This window comes from Campylobacter sp. 10_1_50 (assembly GCF_000238755.1).
GTDB lineage: Bacteria > Campylobacterota > Campylobacteria > Campylobacterales > Campylobacteraceae > Campylobacter_A > Campylobacter_A concisus_R.
Window position 1 is genome coordinate 962 of record NZ_JH414889.1, and the last position, 25,433, is coordinate 26,394.

Sequence of the window (25,433 nt, forward strand, 5' to 3'; positions counted from 1 at the left end):
CCATCACATCAGACGAACAGCTAAAAGAAAAGGCAGAGCTTCTTGATGAGCAAGTAACAGAACAAAACAAGATCATAGAGGAATATAAAAGAAAATATAGAAGTCTTAAAAGAAAAAGAGCTGCTAGAAAAAGAGCTAGATAGTTTAAGAGAGACCCAAGCTGAGCAAGATAATGAGATAACGCATCTTAAAAATAGAGTAAAAGCACATGCCAATCAGCAAACAAAGATAGATGAACAAAATGCATTGATAAAGAGCAAAGTGAGAGAAAACCAATCTCTAACACGTAAAACCGAAAGTCTTCAAAGTGAAAATACTGGGCTAAGAGACCTTAATGACAAAAGCTTAGGTCTCTTACTAGAAATAGCAAGCACCAATCCTGAGCTAAAAGAGATGATAGTAAATGAGATGCCAGAGCTAAGAGGTAAATTTACAAAAGATGATGCTGGGATGGAGATGGGGTAGAGAAATTTTCTAGAGATATCCAAAGTATAGCAGTAATATAAAATACCTAAGTTTTTAGGAGCCTTTATTTTTAGAAGTTTAGTTTATAATAGAATTTTCTACTTTTTTATTGCAAATTTAGCTGGAGAAAATTCTCAGATAAAATATTTAGCTAATTAAAGTAGATGCAAGACACCTTTTATCTCCATGGTTGGTATAAGATAGTGGCTATAAAAACAAAAACCCTAAAAGTCATTTAAAAGATAAAACACCATAAAAAATGCCATTTATTTATATTATAAATATCTTTTATATCGTACTCCAGTACAATAGACATATACTTCTAAAATTTATATAATTCTTCCAATTTTAAATAAATCATACTCAAGAACAAGGAGAATATGATGCCTAAAGAAGCTGGAGTAGTTAAAAGCATAAGCGGAGGAATAGTAAGAGCACTTAATGACTTAACAGGAGAGGTAAGACAATTAAGTGTAGGAGATATTGTATACCAAGGTGAAAAGATAGTTACAGAAGGTTCTAACTCTAAAGTAACAATAACTCAAACTGATGGTAAAGATATAACTTTAATAGGTAAAGACACTTTAACTCTAGATCAAGACTCTAACAATAACGAAACAGTAGCTGATATCTCAGCTCTACAACAAGCCATCTTAAAAGGAACAGATCTTAATGCTCTAGAAGAAACTGCTGCAGGTGGTCCACAAGCAGGTGGAAATGGTGGAAATGGCGTAAGTCTATCTTCTGCTAGTTTTACAGAAGGTGGTCACATTAGTAACATATATGCTAATGTAGAAGCTATAGATGCTTTAGCTCTAGCAGCAGGTGGAGATAATAGCTTTGGTGTAAGTGGTGGAAACGACTTAGGTATAAAAAATACTAATGTGACAACTGAAGGACCGACATTGTTTGGTGGCATAGAGCTCTCCTCGTCTTTCTATAGCGACGATATTTCTAACGGCTACTTTTCAAATTTAGGAACGGCCATGCACAATGCATGGCTAGATAGCGCGGAAGGCGTAGCGCAGATAAACGATATGAAAGAGCAAATGAAATCGGCTCTCGAAAACGTTAAACAACCTTATCCGAACCACACGCAAAATGCTTTTACGGCAGAGCAAATAGATAATTTAGTTAACGAGTATGCAAATTTAAAATCCGCTAAAGAACCCGTCGACAGTTCAAATAGCGCAAATTTAACGAATACGAACAATTTATCGAGACTATTTGATACCCTTGGAACTCAAGTTAGGATAGGACAAAAAACGATAGAGATAGACGGGCATCAATTCCAAAAAGCTACTGCGTCGATTCCTGAAGAAAGTATAGAAAAAATAGGCGACAGCGGTTGGGGACTAATCAAAAATGCCGCCGGAGAACCGGTAGCCGTAATGCCGATCGGTAAAATAAAAACAGGATTAAAACTCGGTGTCGGAAACGGCGAAATAGGTAACGAAACGCTAACTACGAGTACCAATGAAAACGCGCACGTCATATCCCACGGCGGCGTTCAAAAAATTTTTACTAACTATACCGATGCAGATAACTATATGAAAAGTATCGGCATGCATTATATTGACAATCCGGCTTACGACCCTATGAACCCAATGTCTGCGCCGTCTATAATTACGGTAGATTCTAACGGTAACCAAATTTCATCTTACCAGGCTTATAGTTCTACGACTCATACTACAAATTTAACTACTCTAAAATTGCCGGCTAGTACGTTAGCGAATTTGAGGGTATTCGGTAGCGACGGAGACGATACTCTTATGTTAGATGGCGTAACCGTAAAAGCCGTTTACGGCGGTTCCGGGGCCGATAACATTACCGTTAATAATTCTACTATTACGGAATATATTTCAGGCGATGCCGGAAACGATAATATAACCGTTAATAATTCTACTATCAACGGCAAAACTATTACTAATAGCGACGGTTTATCAAGCCATGAAGCTATTACCGGAAATAGCGGACAAGATACAATAAGCGTAACGAATTCTAATATTATCGGTAATATAGACGGCGGGGCGGATAACGATAAGATAGATGTTGTTGGTACCGGCATAAAAGACGGTCACGGAAAAGTCGTAGGCGATATCAACGGCGGAGACGGAAATGATTATATAAACGTAATGACCGATGTAGACGGTAACATAAATGCGGGCAGATCGTCTGACAGCGGAGTGCCCGGCATCTTAGATAATCACTCTAGGTATCACGATAGAATTATGGTCGGAGCGGTACCTACGCCGGGAACTAGCGTTACCGTAAACGGAAACCTTACCGCCGACGGTAACGTCCTGATCGGTACGAGCGACGCTCGCATAAAAGGAAACGTCGTAGCAAATAGCGCCTCAAACCAAAGAGCAGAAATAAGTTTGGGCGAAAATACGAAAGTAGACGGAGATGTTATAGGTGGACACGGAAAAGACTTTATAGATATAAAAGGATATCATGACGGAACTAAAAACGCTATAGTTCGCGGAAAGGTCGATGCTAGGGAAGGCGACGATAGAATAGACGTATATAACGGTAGCGTAGGAGGTCAAATCGAAGGCGGAAAAGGCGACGATATGTTCAACCTATATAAAGGATCTCGCATAAATAGCATAAACGATATAGAAGGAAACAGCCAGCTTCAAGTAAGCAAGACTACGGTGGATAGTAATCTTAATTTTAACGGCGATACTAAAATAGAAGTAGTTGCGGGCGGCAATATTTCGACCGACTTAAATTTAAGCCATAATAATAGAATTTCGGCAATGGGCGATAATGCCAAAATAACCGGCGATATAAACTTTAGTGGTAACGGTAAACAATTTGTTAGCGCAATCTATGGAGGCGAGATCGGTACCGTAAATTTAGCGAACGGACAAAACGAGGTCGTGGTTGGAAGCGGACGCAGCGGAACGTATCAAGACTCTAAGATAGATAACGTAAACGGTGGAGGCGGAACAGATACCATAAAAGCGTTTAGCGGAGGTACTATAAATAACCTAAATATACAAGACGGTAGCGGCGACGATACCATATCCATGTTTAGTACAAAGACTTCTTGGCGTAATGGCGACGATACGATCGATACGGTTATTAAAGGAGAGGGAGTTATAAATCATATCCAAAAAGATAGTGGAGATAACGTAATACACGGCAAAAGCATAAACGATATGACCGATGGAACGGAAAAGAGACACATTATAGTAGATAGTGCGCAGGATAGCAATATAAATTTATCTAGTATAACCGAACACGGTTTAAGCCAAAATCATGCGGGAGTCGTTAACCACGTATACGACTCGATAGACATATCAAACGTATCAAACGCTAGACTTAAAATCGGTATCGGAGATGTATTAAACTTGCCCGAGAAAGATCACGGTATAGGCGAACTAGAATCTACCCTAAAAATAAAATACGGTTCGGACGATAAAGTAGAATTGGAAAGTAACGGTAGTAAAAACGGATGGCATGAGATTACAAATGACGGTGATGCTAGCAATAAAACGTATAAAGCAGAGCTAGATCACGACGGTAACACTTATTCGGTTATAATTAAAGTTGACAATGATTCTATTACTCCAGATATCTAAATAATCCTTTTATGGGTAAAGCAACTAAAAGTATTTATGGTCGCTTTACTCGGCGCTTAAAAAATGAGAATCGCGAGTTTTTATACAAAATTTATCTTAGCCAAAAGTCAAGATAAATTTTAGCGATTTCTATATTTTCAGCGTTTATTTTATTTAATATTAATCTACAATTTGATCGTTTTTGTTTAGTTGAAGAAAAATAAATAACTCTAAATTTTTATTGCTTGTCTCATACACAATATAACGGTACGATAAGGTAAGCTCCTTGAAGACATAAATATTAATCAAGAACAATAAAAATATTATGACTAATGAAGAATGTAATACTATATCTACCGAAATATGCCAGAGAAGGAGAGATAAAATTTATCTTACTTACGAAAGTATATACGTAATCAATGGGTATACCGTTAAAATAGAGGTGGACCAAAAAATTCATACCGAATTCTAAGAAGTCTTTGCGGCGAGCTTAAAAACTCGTCGAAAATTTTATCTTCATATATTGATCTTGTTTTTATCAATTCTAATATAAATTTTTACCAATAATAGTATTTAAAGACGTTTTACCAGATGGCTTAGTCTAAAACCAAATACTTAGACTACGAAGTACCTACAGTCTTTGGTTCTGATAAGGTCGATAATAAATAGATATTTAAATTTAGTGTATATGATACGTTAAAAATCGCCGATGATAGTGTAGATCTTAACAAGGTAGATGGGATAAGGCTTCTACACCTAATGATGAAGGCTATTATATCTATACAAAAACAGAAGAAAGTCACACCATAACCTTAGAAATTAAAGACGCAGCAGTACAAATTGATCTTTAAAAATTCAACCAAACGCTTTAATCCCAAAGTAAAATTTCTTTGGGATATTCTTTTTTATCATTAAATTTTTATAATTGTTTATCTTTTTAATCTATACGAAAAGACTTATTTTATTTTTTATAAATTTCCTACAATAAATGATAAGATTATTTCAATATGAAATAATTAAGCAAATTTACAAATATCAAATAAATAGCTTTTATGGATTATGACTGAATAAAAATCTAAGCACTCTATAATTAGTCAATATTTCACCTAGCCAGTAACCTCCTTTTATCCTCAATGTTTAAACTTATAAAATCGATGCCTAACACACTAAATTCATATCCTAAGAGATAATTTAAAAGCAAGGTTTTATATGCCGCCGCAAAAGCATGATCTGGATAATGCGAGGTAAAGATCACGCAGGTTTTTTGTTTACTATTAAACCTTTTGATTAGGCTTAAAATAGCGTTTTAATGAAAGACATCAAGGCATGACGTAGTCTCGTCCATGACGAGAATTTTGGACAGTAGTACAAGCGAGCTATAAGTGCTAGTTGCACCATGCCACCGCTTAGCTCATCTACGTTTAAATTTAATTACTCACTAACGACTGTTATCCGTACAGCTTCCTCGGCCAACTCACTATCCTCCGCACTCAGCCTTGAGACATACCGACGTTTGCGTTTACGCCCATTAAAATCAGATCTTTTAACTTAAAGCTATCGCTTTGGAGCACGCATTATACGAGCTTGGTGCGCTCTTGACTACCAAGAGGGGGTATGATCGCGGCCATCAAATCAAGATTTGACCGTCTTTTGCTTTTAAAATCCCTAAAATAACCTTTAAAACGTAAATTTGCCTATGCCGTTTGGATCCAAAATCACAAGCGTTTCGCCACTATTTAGGTTAAGGCTCAAATTTTGTAAAATTTGTAAGAAAAGCTTAAATTTTCTATGCTTAAGACCATCTTTTACCATTTTTAACTAAAATGAAGCCGATCATGGGAGCTCCTATAAGTGTGATTAGGATACTTAGTAGAATTTCAGCCGAGTTAACACTTCTGGTCGCGATGTCGGTTAGCATCAAAATATCCCACCTAAAATCGGAGTTTATATTTTGGTGCTCTTACCATCATCTCTATTTATACTAAAGCAAAGTATATTGCAGGGTTTGAGCTATGCTGGCTTTGTCATCTTGATCTATGGCTTCATCTAGACTATTAGATAAAATTTTAGCATGCCATTCAAAGTCTCATTACTTTTATTAAGTAAATATAGTACAATTTTTTTTAAATTTTTACAAAATGCTTTCGATAAATTTGCCCTTTACTTATTATCAAATTTTCTATTATTAAAAGATTGGATAGCAAATATTTTAAAATTTTTTATAAAGTCTTTTTTACGCTTAACAAAATTCTAACTCATAGCTCATCTAGACTTACTTTTACTGGTTTTTCACCACTTGCTAGAGCAGCATCCACAGCTTTACTTAGATGATACTCTTCTATTATCTCTGCCATTTTTTCATAGACAGCACTAGGCACTAGATATGCGCTAGGGACATTGTGGTTTAGTATAGCTACGACATTATCTCCAGCTTGTTTTAAAATTTGAGCTGGAGACTTTTTTAGCTCGCTTATGCTAGCTGTAAAATTTGCTTGTATGGTTTGCATTTTTATCCTTTATTTAATACCTAAAATAATACTAAAAATTATAAAAATAACCAAAAAGCTCCGACATTGTAACTATACTAACTATATTCTATTTACCCTCTGGGTCTAAGCCATTTAGGATGTAGCCAACCTCTTTGTCGCTTAGGTCGTAGTGTAAAAACTCTTTATAAAATTTCTTTGTCTCAGCCGCTATATCCACATCTTTAAAAAGCTCAGGATGCAAGGTCTTTGCCGCCCATAAAATTTGCAAAGCCCCCTCAGCGCCGTATCTATCCCAACTAAAGACGCCAGCTGGATTTACATAGACTTTTTTGTTTTTGACAGCGTTTGTGCCGACATAGACTTGATTTTCATATAGTTTTTTTAAAATTTCTGGTGCTTTGGCTCTACCTATGATGATCACGTCTGGGTTTATATTTATGATCTCTTCGGCATTAAGCTCTAGCATATTTCCAGCTTTTGAAACTGCATTTTGATCACCTGCAACTCTTATCCACTCATCTATGATCGTATTTGTGCCATCAACCTTAAGCAAATTCTTGCCATCAGCTATGTGAAGCACTTTTGGTCTACTCTTTTGAGGTTGCCGTCAAAATACTCATTAAATTTATTAGCTATCTTTGGCGCATCGCCACCTATGACTTCAGCCATGATGGATATGCTCTTTTTCATATCAGCATGATTTGTAAATGACGGATAAAGCACGGTAAAGCCGTTTTTAAGTAGCTCTTATTTGTTGTTTTTATCTGCAGCTATGACGATGTCAGGATTTAGCTTGACTAGCTCTTCAGCCTGCAAACTCTTGCCATTTACGCCGTTTGGTATGCTTGAAATTCTAGGATATATATGTGCAAACCACTTATTATTTTTGATAAGATCAGTCGTCGCTACTATCTTATCAGCCCCGCCTATCATCAAAACGATCTGGTTGTTCGCATACCAAAATATGGCGATCTTTTCCACATTTACAGGGACTTTGACGATGTCACCAGAGATATCTTTGATCTCTCTAAGCTGGGCAGCATTTAGCATAGATGCCATTAGCAGCGACAAAAAAGCGATGAAAATTCTTTTCATTTTCTTTCTTTTTAAATTTATTAAATATATTTTTTTATATTTTATATGTAATATTATATATGCTTAGCTTAGTATCAAATATTTTTAAAATATATTTTTCTAATTTTAAAAAAATGGTGTTTTAAGTGTATAAATTTACTTCACAAAAAACTCTTGTGCTAGCTTTTTATCTTCAGGTTTGATGATAAATTTTTCATTAGCGATGCTAACTTCAAATTCATCTTCTTTGCTAGCTTTTGTATAAGCTAGTGCGAGCCTTGCAGCAAGCTCTTTGTCGGCTTTGCTAGCGTTTTTGCTTATGAAGCTAACAGCTCCCACGATGTCATCGCTCTCTTTAAATTTAACCTGCTCAAATTTATCATTTGGATGGGCCAAAAGTGCGTTATTATCGCCCTCATCACGCCCTATTATCATTTTTGCGCCATCTACCAAGCGCAGATGCCTACCAAGTTTTAGCCACGTAACGTCGATATCTCGCATCTCTTTGTCAAATTTCAAGTAGTCTTTTATCTTTACTGCAAAGCTCTCGATCGTTAGCAAACACCCACCTCCAGGCGTTGCAAAGTCCTCAAAGCTAAATTTCTTTGCTAAAGCAAGTTGTGGCTTTCTATCGCGCCCGCTTATGTCAAGTAGCTTCTCTCTATCGACCCAGCCCTCGCGCTCTGGTTTAGTTGGTGGCAAGAGCTTAGCACACATCGGACGAAGCACTAGATCGTCCTCGTCATCAGCTAGGCGCTTAACCTGAAAGAGTGCGTCTCTGCGCTGGCTCATCGGTCTTTGTCCTACGACTTCGCCTGTGATTATAAAATTTGCATTTTCGCTTTTTAGCATATTAAGAGCGGTTTTAAACATATATCCGTGGCAGTCGATGCAAGGGTTAAACTGCTTGCCGTAGCCGTATTTTGGGTTAAAAAGCACATCACGAAGATACTCGTTTCTCATATCAACCACCTTTAGGCTAGCCCCAGCCAAGGCTGCACGGCGCCTTAAAACTTCGTGCTTCTCCTCATCCACGCCAAATCCAGTATCCATATAAAGTGCGACCACTTCGATGTTTTGATCGCTTATTATTTTCATAGAGAGCATGCTATCAAGCCCTCCGCTAAACAAAGCTAAAGCCTTCATTTTTGTCCTGAAAGTAAAATTTAAAGCCTAAATTTACTAAATCTAGGCTTTTATGAAGTTTATTTAGCAGCGTTAATTACGATTTTTTTAATGACTTCGCTTGCGGCTTTTAGGCTGCTAACTGGCAAGTACTCGAAGATAGAGTGAAAGTTATTTCCACCTGTGAATAAATTTAGCGTTGGCACGCCCTTTGCAGAGATCGCAGCACCGTCGTATCCGCCACGCATCGGCTTTATGTTTGGCGTGATATTTAGCTCGCTAAAGGCATCTTTTGCCAGTTTTATAGGAAGTGAGTTTTCATCTTTTAAGAACTTAAAGACATTTTCATATCGTGTTTTTAGCGTGATCTCGCAACGATCCCCATAAATTTTATTAAAAGAATTTGCCATGTCACTTAAAAACTCAAGCCTTTTTTGAAATTTCGCCTCGTCAAATTCTCTAATGTCGATCTTGAGCGTCGTTTTTGCGCTGTTTCCGCTAAGCTCTTTCACCCAAAAATAGCCCTCTTTGCCCTCGGTGCACTCTGGCACTTCGCCACCTGGCAAAAGCGAGATAAATTTATGCGCAAGAAGTAGCGAATTTACAAGCTTGCCTTTTGCGTTCATCGGGTGAGCCGAAACGCCTTTAAAGACCATCGTGCAGTCAGCTGCGTTCCAGTTTTCATATATTAGCTCGCCTATCTCGCAGCAGTCTAAGCAGTAGCCAAAGTTGGCTCCTAGCAAATTTACATCAAGCGCCTTTGCACCAAGCAAGCCCTGCTCCTCATCAGGCACGAAGCAGATCACGATCTTGCCATGCTTTACATCAGGATTTTGCATGAAAAAGTTAGCCATATTTACGATACTAGCGATCGCCGCCTTATCATCAGCGCCAAGCAAGCTAGTGCCGTCAGTCACGACTATGTCGTCGCCAACGTATTTTTTAAGCTCTGGATTGTCGCTAAATTTAAGGTAAATTCCCTGCTCTTCGTTTAGGCAGATGTCGCCGCCTGTGTATCTTACTATCTTAGCTTTTGTGTCATTTTTTTGCTCGCTACTTGTATCCAAGTGCGCAAAAAAGGCGATACTTGGAGCGTTTTCGCAGTTTGCAGGGATCTTTGCTATCAAGATAGCACTATCTTGCAAGATGATATCTTTTATACCAAGCGAGCTAAGCTCATCTTTTAGAAATTTGGCCAGCTCATACTCGGTTGGATTAGAAGGCATGATGCCTTTTAATCCATTCTCTTTATTTGTCGTGGTGTTAAATTTCGTATAGTTTATAAATCTCTCTACGATATCCATCTTTCATCCTTAGATGACGAAAAATGCGATCGCCACAACAGAGAGAAACATGCCTAAAAACGTCCTTTTTGCAAGCTCGACTGGGCTAACCATAGCAATGCCCGCACAAACGATAGCAGCACCAGCGATCGGAGAAGCTGAACGTCCAAGTGAGCCTGCGATTGCCGCAGCCATACCAAGCTTATCTTGCTCAAAGCCAAGAGCAGCAGCATTTGTTGTGACAGCTTCGTTAAATGCAAATGTAGCAGCGTCGCCTGAACCTGTGACTATACCCATGATAAATGGCACAAATGTTCCGCCAAATTTAACGTAGCTTTGATCAGTTTTTAGCCATGCGATGACCACATCAACAGCTCCACACGCCTTTAGACCTGCGACAAAAACGCCAGCTGCGATGATGATACCGATAACATCAGCGTAAGCGTGACCCATGCCGTTAAAGAACTCTTTTGTGATCTTTTGTGGGTTTGTAAGCGTAGCAAAGATAGCTATGACAGCACCAAGTATCATCGCTTCAGCAACGCCCATCTTTGTCCATGCCAAAAAGCTATAGTCTTTTGCTAGGCTTGTTCCGCCGATAACTAAGATCACAAGTGGGACAATTGGCATAAGAGCGTAGATCAAATTTACTTTAAACGCTGACTTCTCTTCGCTAGTAGCGCCATTTTCAAGAGTGAAATTTGTACCTTTTTGATAGTCTTTAAATAATATTACGACAATAGTTAGCATGACAACTACGATAACAAGAGCTGTAAATGCGCTAGGAATTTGCACTTTTATGATATCTTGAACTGTGTAGCCCTCAACTGTCTTTTTAACAAGGTCAGCCACATATATGTTGTGCGCAGAGCCTGGGCTTAGAACTGAGCCAAATGTACCTGCAAAAACAGCCGCACCAGCCATAGCAGGGCGAACTCCTGATGCCATTAGAAGTGGTATAAGCGTCGCACCAACAGCAGCAGAGCAGCCAGCAGCTGAAGGGATGGCGATATTTATAAAGTAAGTTAGCACGGTTGTTACAGGGATCAAGATAAATCCCACGTTTTTAAGTGGCTTTGTAAGAAGCGCAACAAGGTGCTTATCGCACATTGTATATTTCATAACAAAAGCAAAACCCATACTAGCACAAATAGCTTTTATAAGCCCTGCTTTAGTCATATAGTCAGTAAAAGCACTTAGTGCCCCCATCGGTTTTAGTGCGATTAAACAAAGCACCAAACCAACACCTATTAGCACCGTTCTTGTCTCTTTTTTTAAGACTAGAAGTGCTACAACTGCAACGATGCCAAGAATGGCAGCAATTAGCTTGAATGATTCCATACCTCTCTCCTTGTTTAGATTTTAAATTTAGTTCCAACTTCTATTTTTTCTATCTCTTTTTGATACTCAAATTTTAAAATTTCGCTGTGTCCTATGACCTCAGCTTCATTGTCCGTTATAAGCAAAGCCGTCCCCTCAGGCAAAGCATAGATAGTCTCTTTTGGATTAGCTATTAAAAATTCCTCCAACCTCTCCTCCCTGCTCTCGCCGTTATGACCTGCTAGTTTGCCGCTTATGAAGTGCGGGTTGATCTGATATGGGAAGATATTTAGGCTATCAAAGGACTTTGGCATGATGATAGGCATATCATTTGTCGTCATCATCGTCTTGCCAGCGATGTTTGCGCCAGCTGACCAGCCAAAGTATTTTGCGCCATTTGCCACAGCCTCTTTTATAGGCTCTATCAAATTTAGCTTATAAAGCGTGTAAAGAAGCATAAAGGTATTACCGCCGCCAACTGCGATACTGTTAGCGTTTTTGATAGCTGAAATTTTATCCTCGTAGTGGTGGATCGACTTTATATTTTTATTTTTTAGGCGGTCGATCACCTTTTGCTCGTATTCGTCATTACTTCGTCTAACTCCAGCGTAAGGGATAAATAAAATCTCCTCCTTGCCACTCTCACCCAAGAAGTCCTTAACCCAGTTTTTGCAGTGTCTCAAGTAGCCAGTATCTTGGTAGCTTGAAGCGCTGATTAGTAAAGCGTTTTTCATTTATTCACTCCATTTAATTTATAAGCAGCCCTTAGATAGATATCAACCCCAGCGACCAAGCACTCCTCGTCAAAGTCAAATTTGCTGTTGTGATGACCTGCTTTTAAATTTGTACCGATCATCATATATCCACTCTTTGCGCCCCTATCTTGCAAAGCTCTCATAAAGTGAGCGAAGTCCTCGCAAGCGCCGAAGTCAAGCTCTTTAACGATCTTATCATCATCTATAAATGGACTTTGCTTTGCTGCTTCATAGAAAATTTCAGTTACCTCTTTGTCGCTATTTGCCCCGCTTGTGCCACCAGTCATCACGACTTTGCTATTGACGCCGTAAATTTCACTCACACCTTTTACGATATCCATGCATTTTTTATACATAAACTCATTTAAATTTGTATCCTCACCCCTTGTTTCGCAGGCTAGATAGCCGTTTGGTGCTATGACGTTTCTGCCCTCGCCTGCTCTTAAAACGCCCACATTTATCCTAGTCACACCCTTTGCGTGCCTTGTGATGCCATGCATGTTTAGAGCCATTTGAGCAGCGGCTAAAAGAGCGTTTGCACCCTCTTGCGGCGCTCCTGCTGCGTGAGCTGAACGGCCAGTGATATGCACGTCAAATTTAGAAGTTGCAAGCAGTTTGTTTGTGCCACAAACTATGCCACCATTTGTTTCTGCTTGAAAGCCGATGTGTCCGCCAAGTAGGTACTCAACCCCATCAAGCACCCCAGCAGCCTCCATAGCCACAGCGCCTCTTGTGCCCTCTTCTGCAGTTTGAAATATAAATTTAAATTTACCGTTAAAATCGTCTAAATTTTTAGCGATCAGCTTTGCAAGCGCTAGACCCATCGCCATGTGTCCATCGTGCCCACAAGCGTGCGTGATACCAGCGATGTCTGAGCCAAAGCCCTCTTTGCAAGGTCTATGAGTAGCCTCTGCGCTCTCTGTCACATCAACGCTATCAATGTCAAATCTAAATGCACTAAATTTACCAGGTCTTTTTGTGTCGATGAAGGCTGTCAGCCCAGTTAGGCCGTCTTTCATGCATTCAAGGTATTTTGCTTCATCAGGATTTAAAAGGCTTTTTGCCCGCTCGATAGCCTTTTGGCACTGCTCCTTGCTACCAACTCCAAGCCTTGCATCGCTCTTTACGACCTCTTCGCCAAGCTTCACCTCATATCCTAGCTCACTAAGCCTTTTTGCCAAAACCGCAGTCGTAAAAAAGGTAAACCAGCCAGTTTCTGGGTGCGAGTGAAAGTATCTGCGATCTTTGATCATATCCTCTTTTAAAGATAGTGCTAAATTTGCTATTTTGTCCATGACTACTCCTCGTTTGAAAGTCTTATTAGTGCGTTTGTTAAAATTTTAGTTGCAGCTACTGCGTCTTTGAAATTTATCGCCTCTTTGGTGTTGTGGCTGATACCATCCACGCAAGGGATAAATAGCATGCCAACGCTACTTGCAAGCTTTGTTAAATTCATCGCATCATGCCCAGCCCCACTTGGCAAAGTAAGCGTTTTTATGCCAAGCTTTTTGGCTTCATCTTCAAGTAAATTTATGGCGTGTTCGCTTAGTTTTACTGGCTCGTCGCTACTTAGCTCTCTTGTCTCGTAGCTAAATTTAAGCTCACGGCTTAGCTCACCCACAAAATTTCTAAGCTCTAAATTTAACTCCTCTAAGCTCGCCTTATCGATATCTCTTAGATCAACGCCAAGCCTTGCCTCTCCTGGCACGACATTTAAAACGCCTGGTTTTGCATGCACGTAGCCAACGGTTGCGACAGCTGTTTTTTTGTTTTTGGCAAATTTATTTGCAGCGATTATGATGTGTGAAGCGGCAAGCAGGGCGTCACTGCGCATATTCATAGGAGTTGCACCGCTGTGATCAGCCTTGCCCTGTATTGTGATCTCAAATCTAATTGGAGCTGCGATCCCGCTTACCACGCCAACGCTTATGCCGCTTCGCTCAAGCACTGGACCTTGCTCGATGTGAAGCTCTAAGTATGCGTGTAGGGAGTTTTCTTTTAGGATGGCTTCATCTAAATTTTGTGGTTTAAATCCAGCCGCGCTCATCGCCTCAAAAAGCGAGATGCCATCTTCATCTTTTAGCTCATGAAGCCTTTGCTGGCTTAGTTTGCCGCTTATTATCTTGCTGCCGATAGTAGCTGTCTTAAAGCGGCTTGACTCCTCACAGCTAAAATTTATGAGCCAAAGCGGACGCTTTAGCTTGATGCCAGCCTCTTTTATAGAGCTTAGTGCCTCAAGACCAGCCATGACGCCAAGTGTGCCGTCATAAAAGCCGCCATTTGGCACGCTATCTATGTGAGAACCCACGCAAACTGGCTTTGCTCCCACCTCGCAGCCATCATCATAGATGGCGAAGATGTTGCCGACATTGTCAATTTTAAGTTTAAAGCCATTTTTTTCTATCAAATTTATAAGAAATTTTCTTGCTTCAAGGTCCTCTTTGCTAAAGGCTAGCCTTGTTAGCCCTCCACCTTTTAGCGCTCCAAACTCGCTTATAGCGTTAAAATTTCTCTCAAATCTTTTAGCGTCTATCATCATAAATCCTTAAAATATAAAGCCAATCTTAAAAAGATTTATTACTTTAAGCATTTTACATTTTGTTTTATGATTTGAAGCTGAAAAAGTGTGAGTTTTTAAATTTTATAAAGCTGAGTCTTTAGATCTTTGATGATAAATAGCAGTTTTTCCAAAATTTCTATCTTATTTGGGTTGTCTGAGCCTTTTAAAATTTGCTGTTCGTTCTCGTAAAAGGCGATTTGCATATTTAAAATAGCCTTTTGCAAAGTGGTTGCATCGATGATCTCGTGGATATTTTCATCCATTAAAATTTCTCTAACCATCTGCTCATCGCTCACGTCGTATCTATAAAGGATGGCGTTTAGATACTCAGGATGCTTTATAAAGTATCTAGCTCCAAGCTTTGAGAGTATCTCATCTCTGTAGTTTGGGTTATTTAGCATGGTTTTAAAAAGTGCAAACTCAAGCGGGTCTTTGTTCATCACAGCTGGCACCTCATCTACCATGACAGAGTTGCTAAATTCATCTTTATCTTTTTTTCTAAACTCTCTTTTAAATTTAGCTTCATTTTTTGGCTTCTGCTTTAACCCAAACCTATCTGCCACGCTTTGTGGAGTGAGGTTAAATCTTGCCGCTACCTCAGTCACATACGAGCTTGCTATCTCATCTCCAAGCTCGTCCATATAGGCTTTTATCTCGCTTAGGCAGTTATCTCTTTGCATTGAGCGGGTTATGTCATACTTTTGCATGATCTTTTCTATATAAAATTTCACCGCGTCCTCGCCAGAGCCAAAGAGCTCGCTAAGCTCCTTTATCTTGCCTGCAAAGACCATATCAGCGGGATCTGCGCCGTTACTTATGATGACTACTTTTGTATCTATCTTATTTATACTTAGCAGGTGAGCTGACTTTATGGCTGCATTTATACCAGCGCCATCTCCGTCAAAGCAAAGCACCACGCTTATCTCGCCCCTTTTTAAAAGTGGCAAGTGGCTTGTAGTAAGTGCAGTTCCTAGCACTGCAACAGCGTTTGTAAAACCAGCGTAGTGAAGCATGATGACGTCTAAATAGCCCTCTGTTATTATTATCTGATTTTTCTCAAAGATGCTTTGTCTAGCTAGGTGGTAGCCATAGAGCAACTTTGACTTGTCAAATACCACACTTTGAGGAGAATTTACATATTTTGCAGGGTGATCTGAGATCGTCCTACCGCCAAAGCCAACAAGTCTTGTCGTGTGCGAGTAGATAGGAAATGTTACGCGCTCGATGAAACTAGCGTAAATTCCCTTCTCATTTTGCTTTACGATGCCAACTTCAAGCGCCTCTTTAGGCTCTATGTTTTCATTTTGAAAAAGCCTAATGGTGCTTTTACTATCCCCAGCCCAGCCAAGCTCAAATTTCTCTATCATCGCATCATTTATGCCGCGCGACTTGATATATCTAACGGCCGCTTCGTTTTTGTAAAACTCACTTCTATAAAAGGCATTTACCTTTTCTAAAATGTGCTTATTTTCTTTTTGCGTTGGCACCTTGTCGTTTGTGTATTCAAGGCTGAAATTTGAAATTTGAGCGATCTTTTCTATCGCCTCTGGGTAGGTAAGCTTTTCATAATCCATCACAAATTTAACCGCATCTCCGCCAGCTTTGCAGGCAAAGCAGTGATACATCTGCTTGTTTTGATTTATGCTCATGCTTGGGTTTTTGTCGTCGTGAAACGGACAGACACACTTGTAGCTTGAGCCCATCTTTTTGACAGGGATATACTGCTCGATGATATTAACAATGTCTATTTGGTTTTTTAACTTTTCAATGGATTTTGGATCTATCATAAGCAGAATTATACAACTGCTTTGTTATAATTAAAGTAAAATTTTATTACAAAGTATAAGCGTGGATATTTTTTTCATTGGACACAGAGATCCGATATTTAGCCTTATTATTCTATTTAGTATCATCTTAATGATCGCAGCTTTAAGCTACGCTTGGGGCATATTTTCTAGCAAAGATGAGAAAAAACGCATCGAGAAATTTATAAAGAAATTTGACAGCAAAGATGGCATAAGCGACGAGCACAAGCAGATGCTAAAAAGCCCAGAAGTAGATATACCAAGCCTTAGCATGCTAGGTCAGACCTTTGCTAAAAATGGCGACTTTGAAAAATCAATCGGCGTCTATCTCATCGCACTTGAAAAGGTAAAAGATAAAAACGAGAAGGAATTTATCCTAAACGAGCTTGGAGAGGTCTATTTTAAGGCTGGATTTTTAAAAAAAGCTAGTGAAATCTTTGAAAAAGCGCTTGAGCTAAGCCCTAGAAATGTCCTCGCACTTCGCTTTTTAACGATGATAGATGAGAAGCTTAAAAACTACAAAGAAGCCCTTTACGCGCTAAATTCGCTTGAAGAGCTAGGGACAAATGTAAAAGATCAAAAGGCCTATATAAAGGCGATCAGCACGCTTGATGATAGAAATTTAAGCTTTAACGAAAAGGTAGAAATTCTCTCGCACCTTAGCCAAAATTTTGAGCTCTTAAAGCGCATGATCTTAGCCCTTTTCATAAGACACAATGAAAATTTAGAAAATTTAAAAGATTTTGCCAAATTTGAAGATGTGCTTGATCTACTTTACAACCTAAAAACACCTATAAATTTAAGCGATCCAAAATATAAATCACTCTTTTACGCAAAGGGCGATATAGAAAGTCCATGCGAAATTTACGGCTTTGAGCTAAATGTCATAAAAAGGCTAAAGGACGCTAAATTTGACGCAGCTGGGCTAAGCTTTAACTACATTTGCAAAAACTGTAAAAACTCATTTCCTATGCACTTTTACCGCTGTCCGGTCTGTCACGAGTTAGGTAGCGTCAAAATTTTATCCCACATCACAGAAAAAGCAAGTGAAGATAGTAACACTTTTTAGTGATGGTTCATGCCTTGGAAACCCTGGAGCTGGCGGCTGGGCTTATATATTGAGATTTAACGAAGCGCAGAAAAAAGCAAGTGGCGGCGAGGCATATACGACAAATAATCAAATGGAGCTAAAAGCTGCGATAATGGGGCTAAAAGCGCTAAAAGAGCCCTGCGAAGTAAGGCTAATAACCGATAGCTCATACGTGGTAAATAGCATAAATGAGTGGCTTGCAAACTGGCAAAAGAGAAATTTTAAAAATGTAAAAAATGTCGAGCTTTGGCAGGAGTATTTAGAGATTTCAAAGCCGCATAAAGTCGTGGCTAACTGGGTCAAGGGGCACGCTGGACACCCTGAAAACGAGGAGTGCGACCAGATGGCAAGGGATGAGGCATTAAAAATAAAAGATGAGAATAAGATATGAAAAATTTAGAAGAATTTGAACGTAATCTTGGGTATAAATTTAAACAAAGTGAGCTTTTAGAAGAGGCGCTAACGCATAAGAGCACTAAGCAAGCGTTAAATAACGAAAGGCTCGAGTTTTTGGGCGATGCGGTGATGGATCTGCTCGTGGCTGAGTATCTTTTTAAGAAATTTAGCAAGATCGCAGAGGGCGATATGAGCAAACTTCGCGCCGCGCTTGTCAATGAAAAAAGCTTTGCAAATATGTCTAGACGGCTAAAAATGGGCGAGTTTTTAAGGCTTAGCCAAGCTGAAGAAAATAACGGTGGTAGAGAGAAAGATAGCATTTTAAGTGACGCGTTTGAAGCGGTGATGGGCGCTATCTACCTTGAGGCTGGACTTGATAAAGTTAGAGAAATTTCTATTAGCCTGCTTGAGCTTTGCTACCCAAAGATCGACTTTGCGCACCTTGAAAAGGACTACAAAACAGCCCTTCAAGAGGTCACTCAAGCAAACCTTGGCGTCATACCAACGTACGAGCTTATAAGCTCTTTTGGCCCTGATCACAAGAAAGAATTTGAGATAGCCTTGCTGCTAAATGGCAAGGAAATTTCACGTGCCGTTGGAAGCTCGAAAAAGCAAGCCCAACAGCTCGCAGCAAAAATTGCACTAGAAAAAATCAAAAAATAGGATAAATTTTGAATACGTTTGGCAAAAAACTAACCTTAACTAGCTTTGGCGAGAGCCATGGGGCGGCGATCGGTGGCGTGATAGACGGCCTACCTGCTGGACTAAAGATCGATGCAGACTTCATCCAAAGCGAGCTTGATAAGCGTCGCCCTGGGCAAAGTAGCTTCACAACGGCAAGAGACGAGGCTGATAAGATAGAAATTTTTAGTGGCGTCTTTGATGGCATAAGCACTGGCGCACCGATAGGTTTTGCCATTTTTAACAACAACCAAAAGTCAAATGACTATGAAAATTTACGTGAAATTTTCCGCCCTGGGCATGCTGATTTTACATATTTTAAAAAATATGGCATCAGAGATCACAGAGGTGGCGGGCGTGCGAGTGCCAGAGAGACAGCTGTAAGGGTTGCTGGTGGGGCATTTGCACAGCTACTTTTAAATGAATTTAAGATCGAGGTTTTAAGCGGCGTGCTTGGCATTGGCAAAGTTGTTAGCGACAAGATTGATTTTGATTTTGCCAAAAATTCGCAAATTTACGCCCTTGGCAACGAGGAGGCGATGAAAGAGGCGGTAAATAAAGCTAGAAGCGAGCACGATAGCGTTGGAGCTGTGGTTTTAAGCGTGGCTAGAGGCGTGCCAGCTGGTCTTGGCGAGCCACTTTATGATAGGCTTGATAGCGCTCTAGCGGCGGTCTTAATGGGCATAAACGGAGTAAAAGCCGTAGAGATCGGCGCTGGTGTAAATGTAAGCTCTATGCTTGGCTCAGCAAACAACGACGAGATGGACGAGCTTGGCTTTTTGAGCAACAACGCTGGTGGCATACTTGGGGGCATAAGCAGTGGTGCTGAAATAGTGCTAAAGAGCCATTTTAAGCCAACGCCTTCGATATTTAAAGAGCAAAAGACGCTAAATTTAGCTGGCGAGGCGGTGGATTTTGAACTACGAGGCAGGCATGATCCTTGCATAGGCATACGTGGCAGCGTCGTAGCAACCGCGATGATAAGGCTAGTGCTAGCTGATATGCTACTGCTAAATGCAAGCACAAAGCTTGAAAATTTAAAGAAAATTTACGGCTAAATTTGATTTGCCCCCAAAATGAGGGCTAAATTTAGAAATTTACAGCGACCAACTTGATCTTGCCTTTAAATTTTTCTAAATTTGCTAAGACCCCGTGTCCGCAGTTGCTTTGAGTGGTGCCAGATATGTCTTTGTCGTGAGTTAGGACATTGACGCAGTCATGGCTTGCAAAGGCTCTTTTGCTTAGCACTTCAGGGTCGTAACATGCACCTTCGCAGATGGCAATGACGTGCTTTGGGATGATGAGTAGCAAGCGTGCCAACTAAAATTTCACCCCTGTCGTTAAATACTCTCACCACGTCGCCAGTTGAGACGCCCTTTGCTTTGGCGTCATTTACATTTATTAGTATCGGCTCTCTTACACTCAGCTTGGCATAGTTTCTGATCACGGAGTTATTTTGGTATCTTTAGCGCGTGGTCTTTGCACTCAAATTTAGCCTTTTTCTAAAAGATTTTTATTAAATTTTTAAGCCATTTCAAACAAAATTTGCAAACTAACTTTTACCAAATTTCATCTATAATCCTCTCATGAAAAATGAAAATCCAAAGAGCAAAATTTACGCCGTTATCGACCTAAAGTCCTTTTACGCCTCGGTTGAGTGCGTAGAGCGCGGGCTTGATCCATTTAAGGCTGATCTGGTCGTGGCTGACGCTAGTCGTGGCAGTGGCGGCATCTGCTTAGCTGTTAGCCCTGCGCTTCGTGCAAAAGGGGTGAAAAACCGCTGCAGGCTCTTTGAGATACCAAGAGATATCAAATTTATCATCGCGCCGCCTAGGATGCAGTTTTACATAGACTACGCCGCAAGGATCTATGAAATTTATCTAAAATATGTCTCCAAAGAGGACATCTACGTCTATTCGATCGATGAGTGCTTTATCGACCTCACTTCTTATTTGAAATTTTACGCTCTTGGCGCAAAAGAGATGGCGAAGATGATGATGGATGAGATCTTAAAAACGACTGGTGTGACGGCGACTTGTGGCATGGGGACAAATTTATACCTCGCAAAGATCGCGCTTGATATATTAGCAAAGCACCAAGATGACGGCATCGCCTATCTTGACGAAGAGCTTTATAAAAAGCAGCTCTGGACGCATCAGCCCCTAAGTGACTTTTGGCGTATCGGTAAGCAAACTAGGCTAAAGCTCGAAAAATGCGGCATCTTTTGCATGAAGGATATCGCAAATGCGCCAAAAAGCCTGCTTGAAAAAATTTTTGGCGTCGATGCCTACATCACGATAGATCACGCAAACGGCATAGAGCCAACGACGATAGCTGAGATAAAGGCCTATAAACCAAGCACGAAGTCCTACTTTAGCTCGGAAATTTTGCCTAGAGACTACGAGCGCTGCGAGGCGGTGATCGTGCTAAAAGAGATGGCTGACAGGCTCGCGCTTAGGCTCATAAACAAAGATGTGAGGGCGAGTGGGCTAACGATAAATGTGAGATTTGCCGATAAGCTCGAGCCTCAGCAACGTGCAAGCGTGAGGTTTAAAACGCCAACAAATATCTCAAGCGTGCTGATGAGCGCGGCTGAGGAGCTACTTTTAAACAAGATAAAAAATGCTGGGCTAATCAGGCAAATAGGCATATCGGCAAACGATGTGGTAAAAGAAAATTTGGTTGAGTTTAGCCTATTTGAAGATGACGCCAAAGAAAAAGCGGTGCTAAAGTCGCTAAATTTGATAAAAGAGAAATTTGGCAAAAACTCGATCCTGCGTGCGATCGACCTGCTACCAGAGGCGACTGGGCAAGATAGAAACAAAAAGATCGGAGGGCACAAGAGCGGTGAGTAAAGATAGGGCGAAAATTTTTAGCTCGTTTAATCCTCTTTCTACATTAGAGCGAGCCTTGCGCCAAAAAGAGCGAGAAAAATGCGAAAAACTAGAGCTTGATGAGAGCAAAGTCGATGAAATTTTAAAAAAATTAAGCGATATAAAGATAGCTGATGAGGTGCGTGTGAGCTACCACGACGGCTTTACTTACGTAAAAACTAGCGGTCTAGTCTCAGATGTAAATTTCAAAGATAAAACCCTCATGATCGTAAAAACTAAGATCAAATTTGAAGATATAAACGAGGTTGAGATAGTTAGAAGGTTGCAGAAAACAAACCATTATCCATTTTATCTATGGTCTTAAAATTAACTATTATCTAAAAAATATATAAATAAATATTGAGATATGATACAAAAATATTTTTGAAAACTAATAAACATGGAAAAGTTAAAAAATAAATACATATCCTATTTCTAAATTTTATAGAAGGATTCATATGAACTATATAGTCTTTCATCCGTTATAAAAACTATAGAAATAGTAGAGATTACTTAAGTTTTTAGAAAAGTAATTAGCCAAGCAACCAAGATGGTATCTAATAAAACGCCAGCATTTGATATGATGATAAAAAATTTATACTCAATTAGTTAAACTACTCTATGCTTAGAGAGTTAGATTTTATTTGAGAAGTCATAAACATTACCATAATGAATAATTTTTATAAAGATAGTTTTTCATATCATTCTGAATAAAATAAACTTGTATATTTTGAATTTTTTAGAAATAATAAAATCATATTGTTATCTTAGATTGCAACAATTATATTGTCAAAGTTAGAGTTTATTATGCCTGATATTTATATACTCAAGACAATATTGAGTCAGTATTTTAAGCCCAGTCCTTAATCCTAATACTACCAATAAAAAATATTACAAATGTTTCCCCTAATCTATTAGCTTAGTAGAATATGATGAAATTTACAGGATATCAGTAAAGATTTAAAGCATAACTACAAAATAAATAATTTTGGGTCCTTTAGAAAGAGAGAAGATGAACTATTGAAAAGGTTTTTGTAATAAAATTAATACCAAAACCGAGAGAGCCAATTTAATAAAGTAATTTTCCCCGATTTTACATCACGGCTTAAAAAAGATTAACTTTTATTCTAATTTCAATATTCGCAAGAAATCAGAGAATAAAATATATTGATAATATCAGTAAACATTTCATATTTTATTAACTTTATTGCAAGATAGTAAAAACTATTTAGAAAATAGTCGCCTTATTTAACAACTTAAATACAAAAAAGATAGGAGTCAAAATAACCTTCTTAAATAAAGTAAAAATAATGATAATTTCATAAAAAGCAGTCAATAAGGCAGCTAACGGACACTTTTTGAAAAATATAAGACCAGAACGAAAATCATAAATAAATATAATCTCATAGTCCTTTTCTTTATAAGATAAGTTTTAGTTAACTTCTCTTATACATACTACATTATACACTATACTCATCGGTTCTATTAAATCGTCTCCACCATATACTTCAAAAGCATATGCACTACTATTGGTATTGATAGTTGATGACCAGTATCTACCATTTTTTATATTACCAAAAATATTTTTTACTGCTGGATTAAATTTTGAAAAATCAGTGATAGTTAAAAACTCATGTCTAGTAGGTAGTCTCCAGTCACTAAAGCCAGCATACTGTAAATTTTTGCAATACTCTTTTGCCTGGTTCCAGTCTAACATAGGAGAAGTATTATCTTGCCACATTAGTTTATCAAAAATCTTATCTTTACAAGTAATAGTATCATTGTTAGAGTCTCTGTCACATCTTGTGTTTAGTGCTTCTTGCCTACTGACTGCATTTAAATCAAGATGTCCACATCCGACAAATATGAACAAAATAGTTGCAAAAAATAGTATTCTTTTAAAGTACATATTTACTCCCTTTATTTGTTTATATCACGAACACATCTAACTGCCAGCGGAGGTCTTGGATGTGAATCAATATAAGAAACCGCTTTAATAATAGTTCCATTAGGTTTTCTGGCATCTAGAGTGCTTGACCAGTATGCTTTGGTTTCACTTAAATTTTTAAATGTATCAGCTATCATTGTATTTGATTTGCTATTGTCTACTGTGGTTTCCAACTCAATCAAAACAGGCATTCTCCAATCCTTAAAACCTGCATAATCTAATCTTTTGCAATAATTATTTGCTTCTTCTAGATTATTTGCCAAGGCTATACTTTTACCGTCCTGCCACATTAAATTTGTAGTAGGATCTATGACTACATCAAGTTTGCCATCTCTGTAAAATTTTGCCTGGTATGCTTTAAACCTCTTACTAACACCTTCTTCTTTTAGCTTTGCCATTCTCTCCATATCATGACGCTTTTGTATCTCTTTTTGTTTTGTTTTTTCAGTTTCAATGATTTTTCTTTGGCGTGCTTCTTCTGCATTTTTTAGTTCGCGTTGTCTTTTTGCCTCGGCTGCTTTTTCTTTGGCCTGTTTTTTTCTTTCATAACCTTCTTTTGTCATTGAAACATTATCTGCATTGACAACAATAGGCTGTCGAACCCCATCTCCAACACTAGCCTTGATCTCACCATAAGATATGTAATCATCATCTTGATAGACCACTAAAACTTTATGCTTGCCAGCCGATACATTAACAATAAGTGCTGAATTCTCTTGGGTCTGACCTTTATAAACATCGTCTATATATACTTTTCCGCCACCTTTTATAACTAGACTAGAAAGTGCTTCAGTAAGAGAACCTTTTGGTTCTTTAATTTTTGGTGCCCCAAGTGAACCAAAAACGCTAATAAGTCCACCCAGAATAGCATAAGTGCCATAAATGGCCATATCTGTACGCATCACTTCATTGCGATACTCCTCATCTCCTATCATCCTAAGAGAGTTATATGTTTTGCCAACAATAGCAAGTTGAGAGTTTGCTAGCATTAAACTAGGTAAAGTTATACACAAAATATAAATAAAAAATGTTTTCATTACAAACTCCTTTAAAATGCTTTAATTAACTAAAAATATATTTTAGAAAGAAACCTACTACTGCAAACGCTATAACACCACAAGCAAATTTATAATATGACTTGTAAAAACTTATAAAATTTACAAATAAAAAACCTAGAATATACAGCAGGTCTGCATTGGGGTCTTGACTTTTACGAATATATAGGAATAGCATTGCAAATAATATAATAGAAGCAGTTATAAGTATCTTATGAATTTTACCAAAATCTTTACTAAAGATATTAAATACATGAAGAAAAGAACCGACTATAAGAGCTCCGCTTATATATCCTAACTCCAACTCTAGTTGATATTTACAAATAGCATATAAAATTAACCCAGATATGAAAAAAATCAAAGGTTTTTCAAATATCATCAAGATAGTGTCAAAAATTCCTTGAGCGGCATCTGGAAGTTTTTTACCAATTTCCAAATCAGTTTGGGTTACTTTACCAGTCCCTCCACATACAGGACAGTTTTTGTCTGCTCTTATAAATCCATATCCTTGACAATACCTACATTTTATCTCTCTAGTTACCATATAAAACCTATATTTTTAGAATTATTTATTCTATATAAAATCTTCTTATTCTATTTTTAACTTTATATTTTATGTTTATTTTTACTCGCAGAGCCCAAAGGTTTTGATGTTTCTGGGTCTTTGAGCAATAACTAGACAATCTTTTTATTAAAAATTACATAAAATAATAGAATACCAGTTGTATAAAATAAATAGGCTTAATCATGATATATAAACTAAATTAGCAATGCAACAAATAGGCCAAACTTTTACTTTTTTTAATACCAGTCTTAAAAATAGTAAGAACCAACTGTTGAATTTTACCTTTTTACAAAAGACTTAGATAAGGAAGGAAGACTGGCAAATTCTAAAAAATGGAGTAAATTTCTAAATCTATGTGTTTTATATTACTTACACCA

The 25,433-nt window shown here is 38.5% G+C and carries 21 protein-coding genes and 1 pseudogene; 8 read left to right on the top strand and 14 right to left on the bottom strand.

The window, feature by feature from the left end; genetic code table 11:
* The first annotated feature begins 261 nt into the window (after positions 1 to 261).
* Both HMPREF1019_RS08595 and HMPREF1019_RS08600 read left to right on the top strand, forming a co-directional pair.
* Positions 262 to 465 carry a hypothetical protein gene (locus HMPREF1019_RS08595; protein ID WP_009295318.1) on the top strand — a complete coding sequence of 68 codons (204 nt, stop codon included), beginning with the start codon at positions 262 to 264 and terminating at the stop codon, positions 463 to 465.
* Between the two features lie 383 nt (positions 466 to 848).
* Positions 849 to 4,058, top strand: coding sequence for a retention module-containing protein (locus HMPREF1019_RS08600; protein ID WP_009295319.1), 3,210 nt, complete (start codon positions 849 to 851; stop codon positions 4,056 to 4,058).
* Between the two features lie 2,234 nt (positions 4,059 to 6,292).
* Here the strand turns inward: HMPREF1019_RS08600 and HMPREF1019_RS08610 are convergent.
* The 9 genes and pseudogenes from HMPREF1019_RS08610 to dnaG form a co-directional block, all read right to left on the bottom strand.
* Entirely contained in the window at positions 6,293 to 6,544 is a 252-nt protein-coding gene (locus tag HMPREF1019_RS08610; protein ID WP_009295321.1) for a type II toxin-antitoxin system Phd/YefM family antitoxin, read from the bottom strand.
* Positions 6,545 to 6,632: 88 nt separating this feature from the next.
* Positions 6,633 to 7,621: pseudogene (locus HMPREF1019_RS10680) on the bottom strand (ABC transporter substrate-binding protein).
* A 135-nt stretch (positions 7,622 to 7,756) separates the two neighbouring features.
* Complete coding sequence (locus tag HMPREF1019_RS08620; RefSeq protein ID WP_009295325.1) at positions 7,757 to 8,746, bottom strand: argininosuccinate synthase domain-containing protein; 990 nt, start codon at positions 8,744 to 8,746, stop codon at positions 7,757 to 7,759.
* A gap of 59 nt (positions 8,747 to 8,805) precedes the next feature.
* On the bottom strand, positions 8,806 to 10,029 hold the full coding sequence (gene pepT / locus HMPREF1019_RS08625; RefSeq protein ID WP_009295326.1) for a peptidase T: 1,224 nt from the start codon (positions 10,027 to 10,029) through the stop codon (positions 8,806 to 8,808).
* 9 nt (positions 10,030 to 10,038) lie between these two features.
* Positions 10,039 to 11,349, bottom strand: coding sequence for a C4-dicarboxylate transporter DcuC (gene dcuC / locus HMPREF1019_RS08630; protein WP_009295327.1), 1,311 nt, complete (start codon positions 11,347 to 11,349; stop codon positions 10,039 to 10,041).
* 14 nt (positions 11,350 to 11,363) lie between these two features.
* Positions 11,364 to 12,062 carry a dipeptidase PepE gene (pepE, locus tag HMPREF1019_RS08635; RefSeq protein WP_009295328.1) on the bottom strand — a complete coding sequence of 233 codons (699 nt, stop codon included), beginning with the start codon at positions 12,060 to 12,062 and terminating at the stop codon, positions 11,364 to 11,366.
* Entirely contained in the window at positions 12,059 to 13,378 is a 1,320-nt protein-coding gene (locus HMPREF1019_RS08640; RefSeq protein WP_009295329.1) for an amidohydrolase, read from the bottom strand. The genes pepE and HMPREF1019_RS08640 overlap by 4 nt, the downstream gene beginning before the upstream one ends.
* Before the next feature lie 2 nt (positions 13,379 to 13,380).
* The gene (locus HMPREF1019_RS08645; RefSeq protein WP_009295330.1) at positions 13,381 to 14,619 is read right to left on the bottom strand and encodes a M20 family metallo-hydrolase; all 1,239 of its coding nucleotides are present in this window, start codon (positions 14,617 to 14,619) and stop codon (positions 13,381 to 13,383) included.
* A gap of 98 nt (positions 14,620 to 14,717) precedes the next feature.
* Positions 14,718 to 16,430 (bottom strand): DNA primase, encoded by a 1,713-nt coding sequence (dnaG, locus tag HMPREF1019_RS08650; protein WP_009295331.1) that lies wholly within the window; start codon positions 16,428 to 16,430, stop codon positions 14,718 to 14,720.
* Between the two features lie 61 nt (positions 16,431 to 16,491).
* Between dnaG and HMPREF1019_RS08655 the strand changes: the two genes are divergently transcribed.
* The 4 genes from HMPREF1019_RS08655 to aroC are packed head-to-tail and all read left to right on the top strand — an operon-like array spanning position 16,492 to position 19,673.
* Positions 16,492 to 17,517, top strand: a complete 1,026-nt coding sequence (locus HMPREF1019_RS08655; RefSeq protein ID WP_009295332.1) for a tetratricopeptide repeat protein — start codon at positions 16,492 to 16,494, stop codon at positions 17,515 to 17,517.
* Entirely contained in the window at positions 17,495 to 17,929 is a 435-nt protein-coding gene (gene rnhA, locus HMPREF1019_RS08660; RefSeq protein WP_009295333.1) for a ribonuclease HI, read from the top strand. The genes HMPREF1019_RS08655 and rnhA overlap by 23 nt, the downstream gene beginning before the upstream one ends.
* Positions 17,926 to 18,597, top strand: coding sequence for a ribonuclease III (rnc, locus tag HMPREF1019_RS08665; protein ID WP_009295334.1), 672 nt, complete (start codon positions 17,926 to 17,928; stop codon positions 18,595 to 18,597). Before rnhA ends, rnc begins: the two co-directional genes overlap by 4 nt.
* Before the next feature lie 8 nt (positions 18,598 to 18,605).
* On the top strand, positions 18,606 to 19,673 hold the full coding sequence (aroC, locus tag HMPREF1019_RS08670; protein ID WP_009295335.1) for a chorismate synthase: 1,068 nt from the start codon (positions 18,606 to 18,608) through the stop codon (positions 19,671 to 19,673).
* 31 nt (positions 19,674 to 19,704) lie between these two features.
* Here aroC and HMPREF1019_RS10405 read toward each other — a convergent pair whose 3' ends face one another.
* Together HMPREF1019_RS10405 and HMPREF1019_RS10410 are read right to left on the bottom strand one after the other, a co-directional pair.
* Positions 19,705 to 19,935, bottom strand: coding sequence for a hypothetical protein (locus tag HMPREF1019_RS10405; RefSeq protein ID WP_009295336.1), 231 nt, complete (start codon positions 19,933 to 19,935; stop codon positions 19,705 to 19,707).
* Positions 19,865 to 20,062 (bottom strand): molybdopterin dinucleotide binding domain-containing protein, encoded by a 198-nt coding sequence (locus HMPREF1019_RS10410; protein WP_232210190.1) that lies wholly within the window; start codon positions 20,060 to 20,062, stop codon positions 19,865 to 19,867. Before HMPREF1019_RS10410 ends, HMPREF1019_RS10405 begins: the two co-directional genes overlap by 71 nt.
* Before the next feature lie 139 nt (positions 20,063 to 20,201).
* Between HMPREF1019_RS10410 and HMPREF1019_RS08680 the strand changes: the two genes are divergently transcribed.
* Positions 20,202 to 21,470 (top strand): Y-family DNA polymerase, encoded by a 1,269-nt coding sequence (locus HMPREF1019_RS08680; protein WP_009295337.1) that lies wholly within the window; start codon positions 20,202 to 20,204, stop codon positions 21,468 to 21,470.
* A complete protein-coding gene (locus HMPREF1019_RS08685) occupies positions 21,463 to 21,813 on the top strand; it encodes a YolD-like family protein (protein ID WP_034901746.1) in 351 nt (116 codons plus the stop codon). The genes HMPREF1019_RS08680 and HMPREF1019_RS08685 overlap by 8 nt, the downstream gene beginning before the upstream one ends.
* Positions 21,814 to 22,920: 1,107 nt before the next feature.
* Here HMPREF1019_RS08685 and HMPREF1019_RS09735 read toward each other — a convergent pair.
* Genes HMPREF1019_RS09735 through HMPREF1019_RS08700 form a run of 3 tightly spaced genes read right to left on the bottom strand, consistent with a single transcriptional unit; the run spans position 22,921 to position 25,035 of the window.
* The gene (locus HMPREF1019_RS09735; RefSeq protein ID WP_009295339.1) at positions 22,921 to 23,397 is read right to left on the bottom strand and encodes an Lcl C-terminal domain-containing protein; all 477 of its coding nucleotides are present in this window, start codon (positions 23,395 to 23,397) and stop codon (positions 22,921 to 22,923) included.
* 11 nt (positions 23,398 to 23,408) lie between these two features.
* Positions 23,409 to 24,473: an Lcl C-terminal domain-containing protein gene (locus HMPREF1019_RS08695; RefSeq protein ID WP_009295340.1), complete on the bottom strand. Its 1,065-nt coding sequence runs from the start codon at positions 24,471 to 24,473 to the stop codon at positions 23,409 to 23,411.
* A 25-nt stretch (positions 24,474 to 24,498) separates the two neighbouring features.
* Positions 24,499 to 25,035, bottom strand: coding sequence for a hypothetical protein (locus HMPREF1019_RS08700; protein ID WP_009295341.1), 537 nt, complete (start codon positions 25,033 to 25,035; stop codon positions 24,499 to 24,501).
* Positions 25,036 to 25,433: the final 398 nt, after the last annotated feature.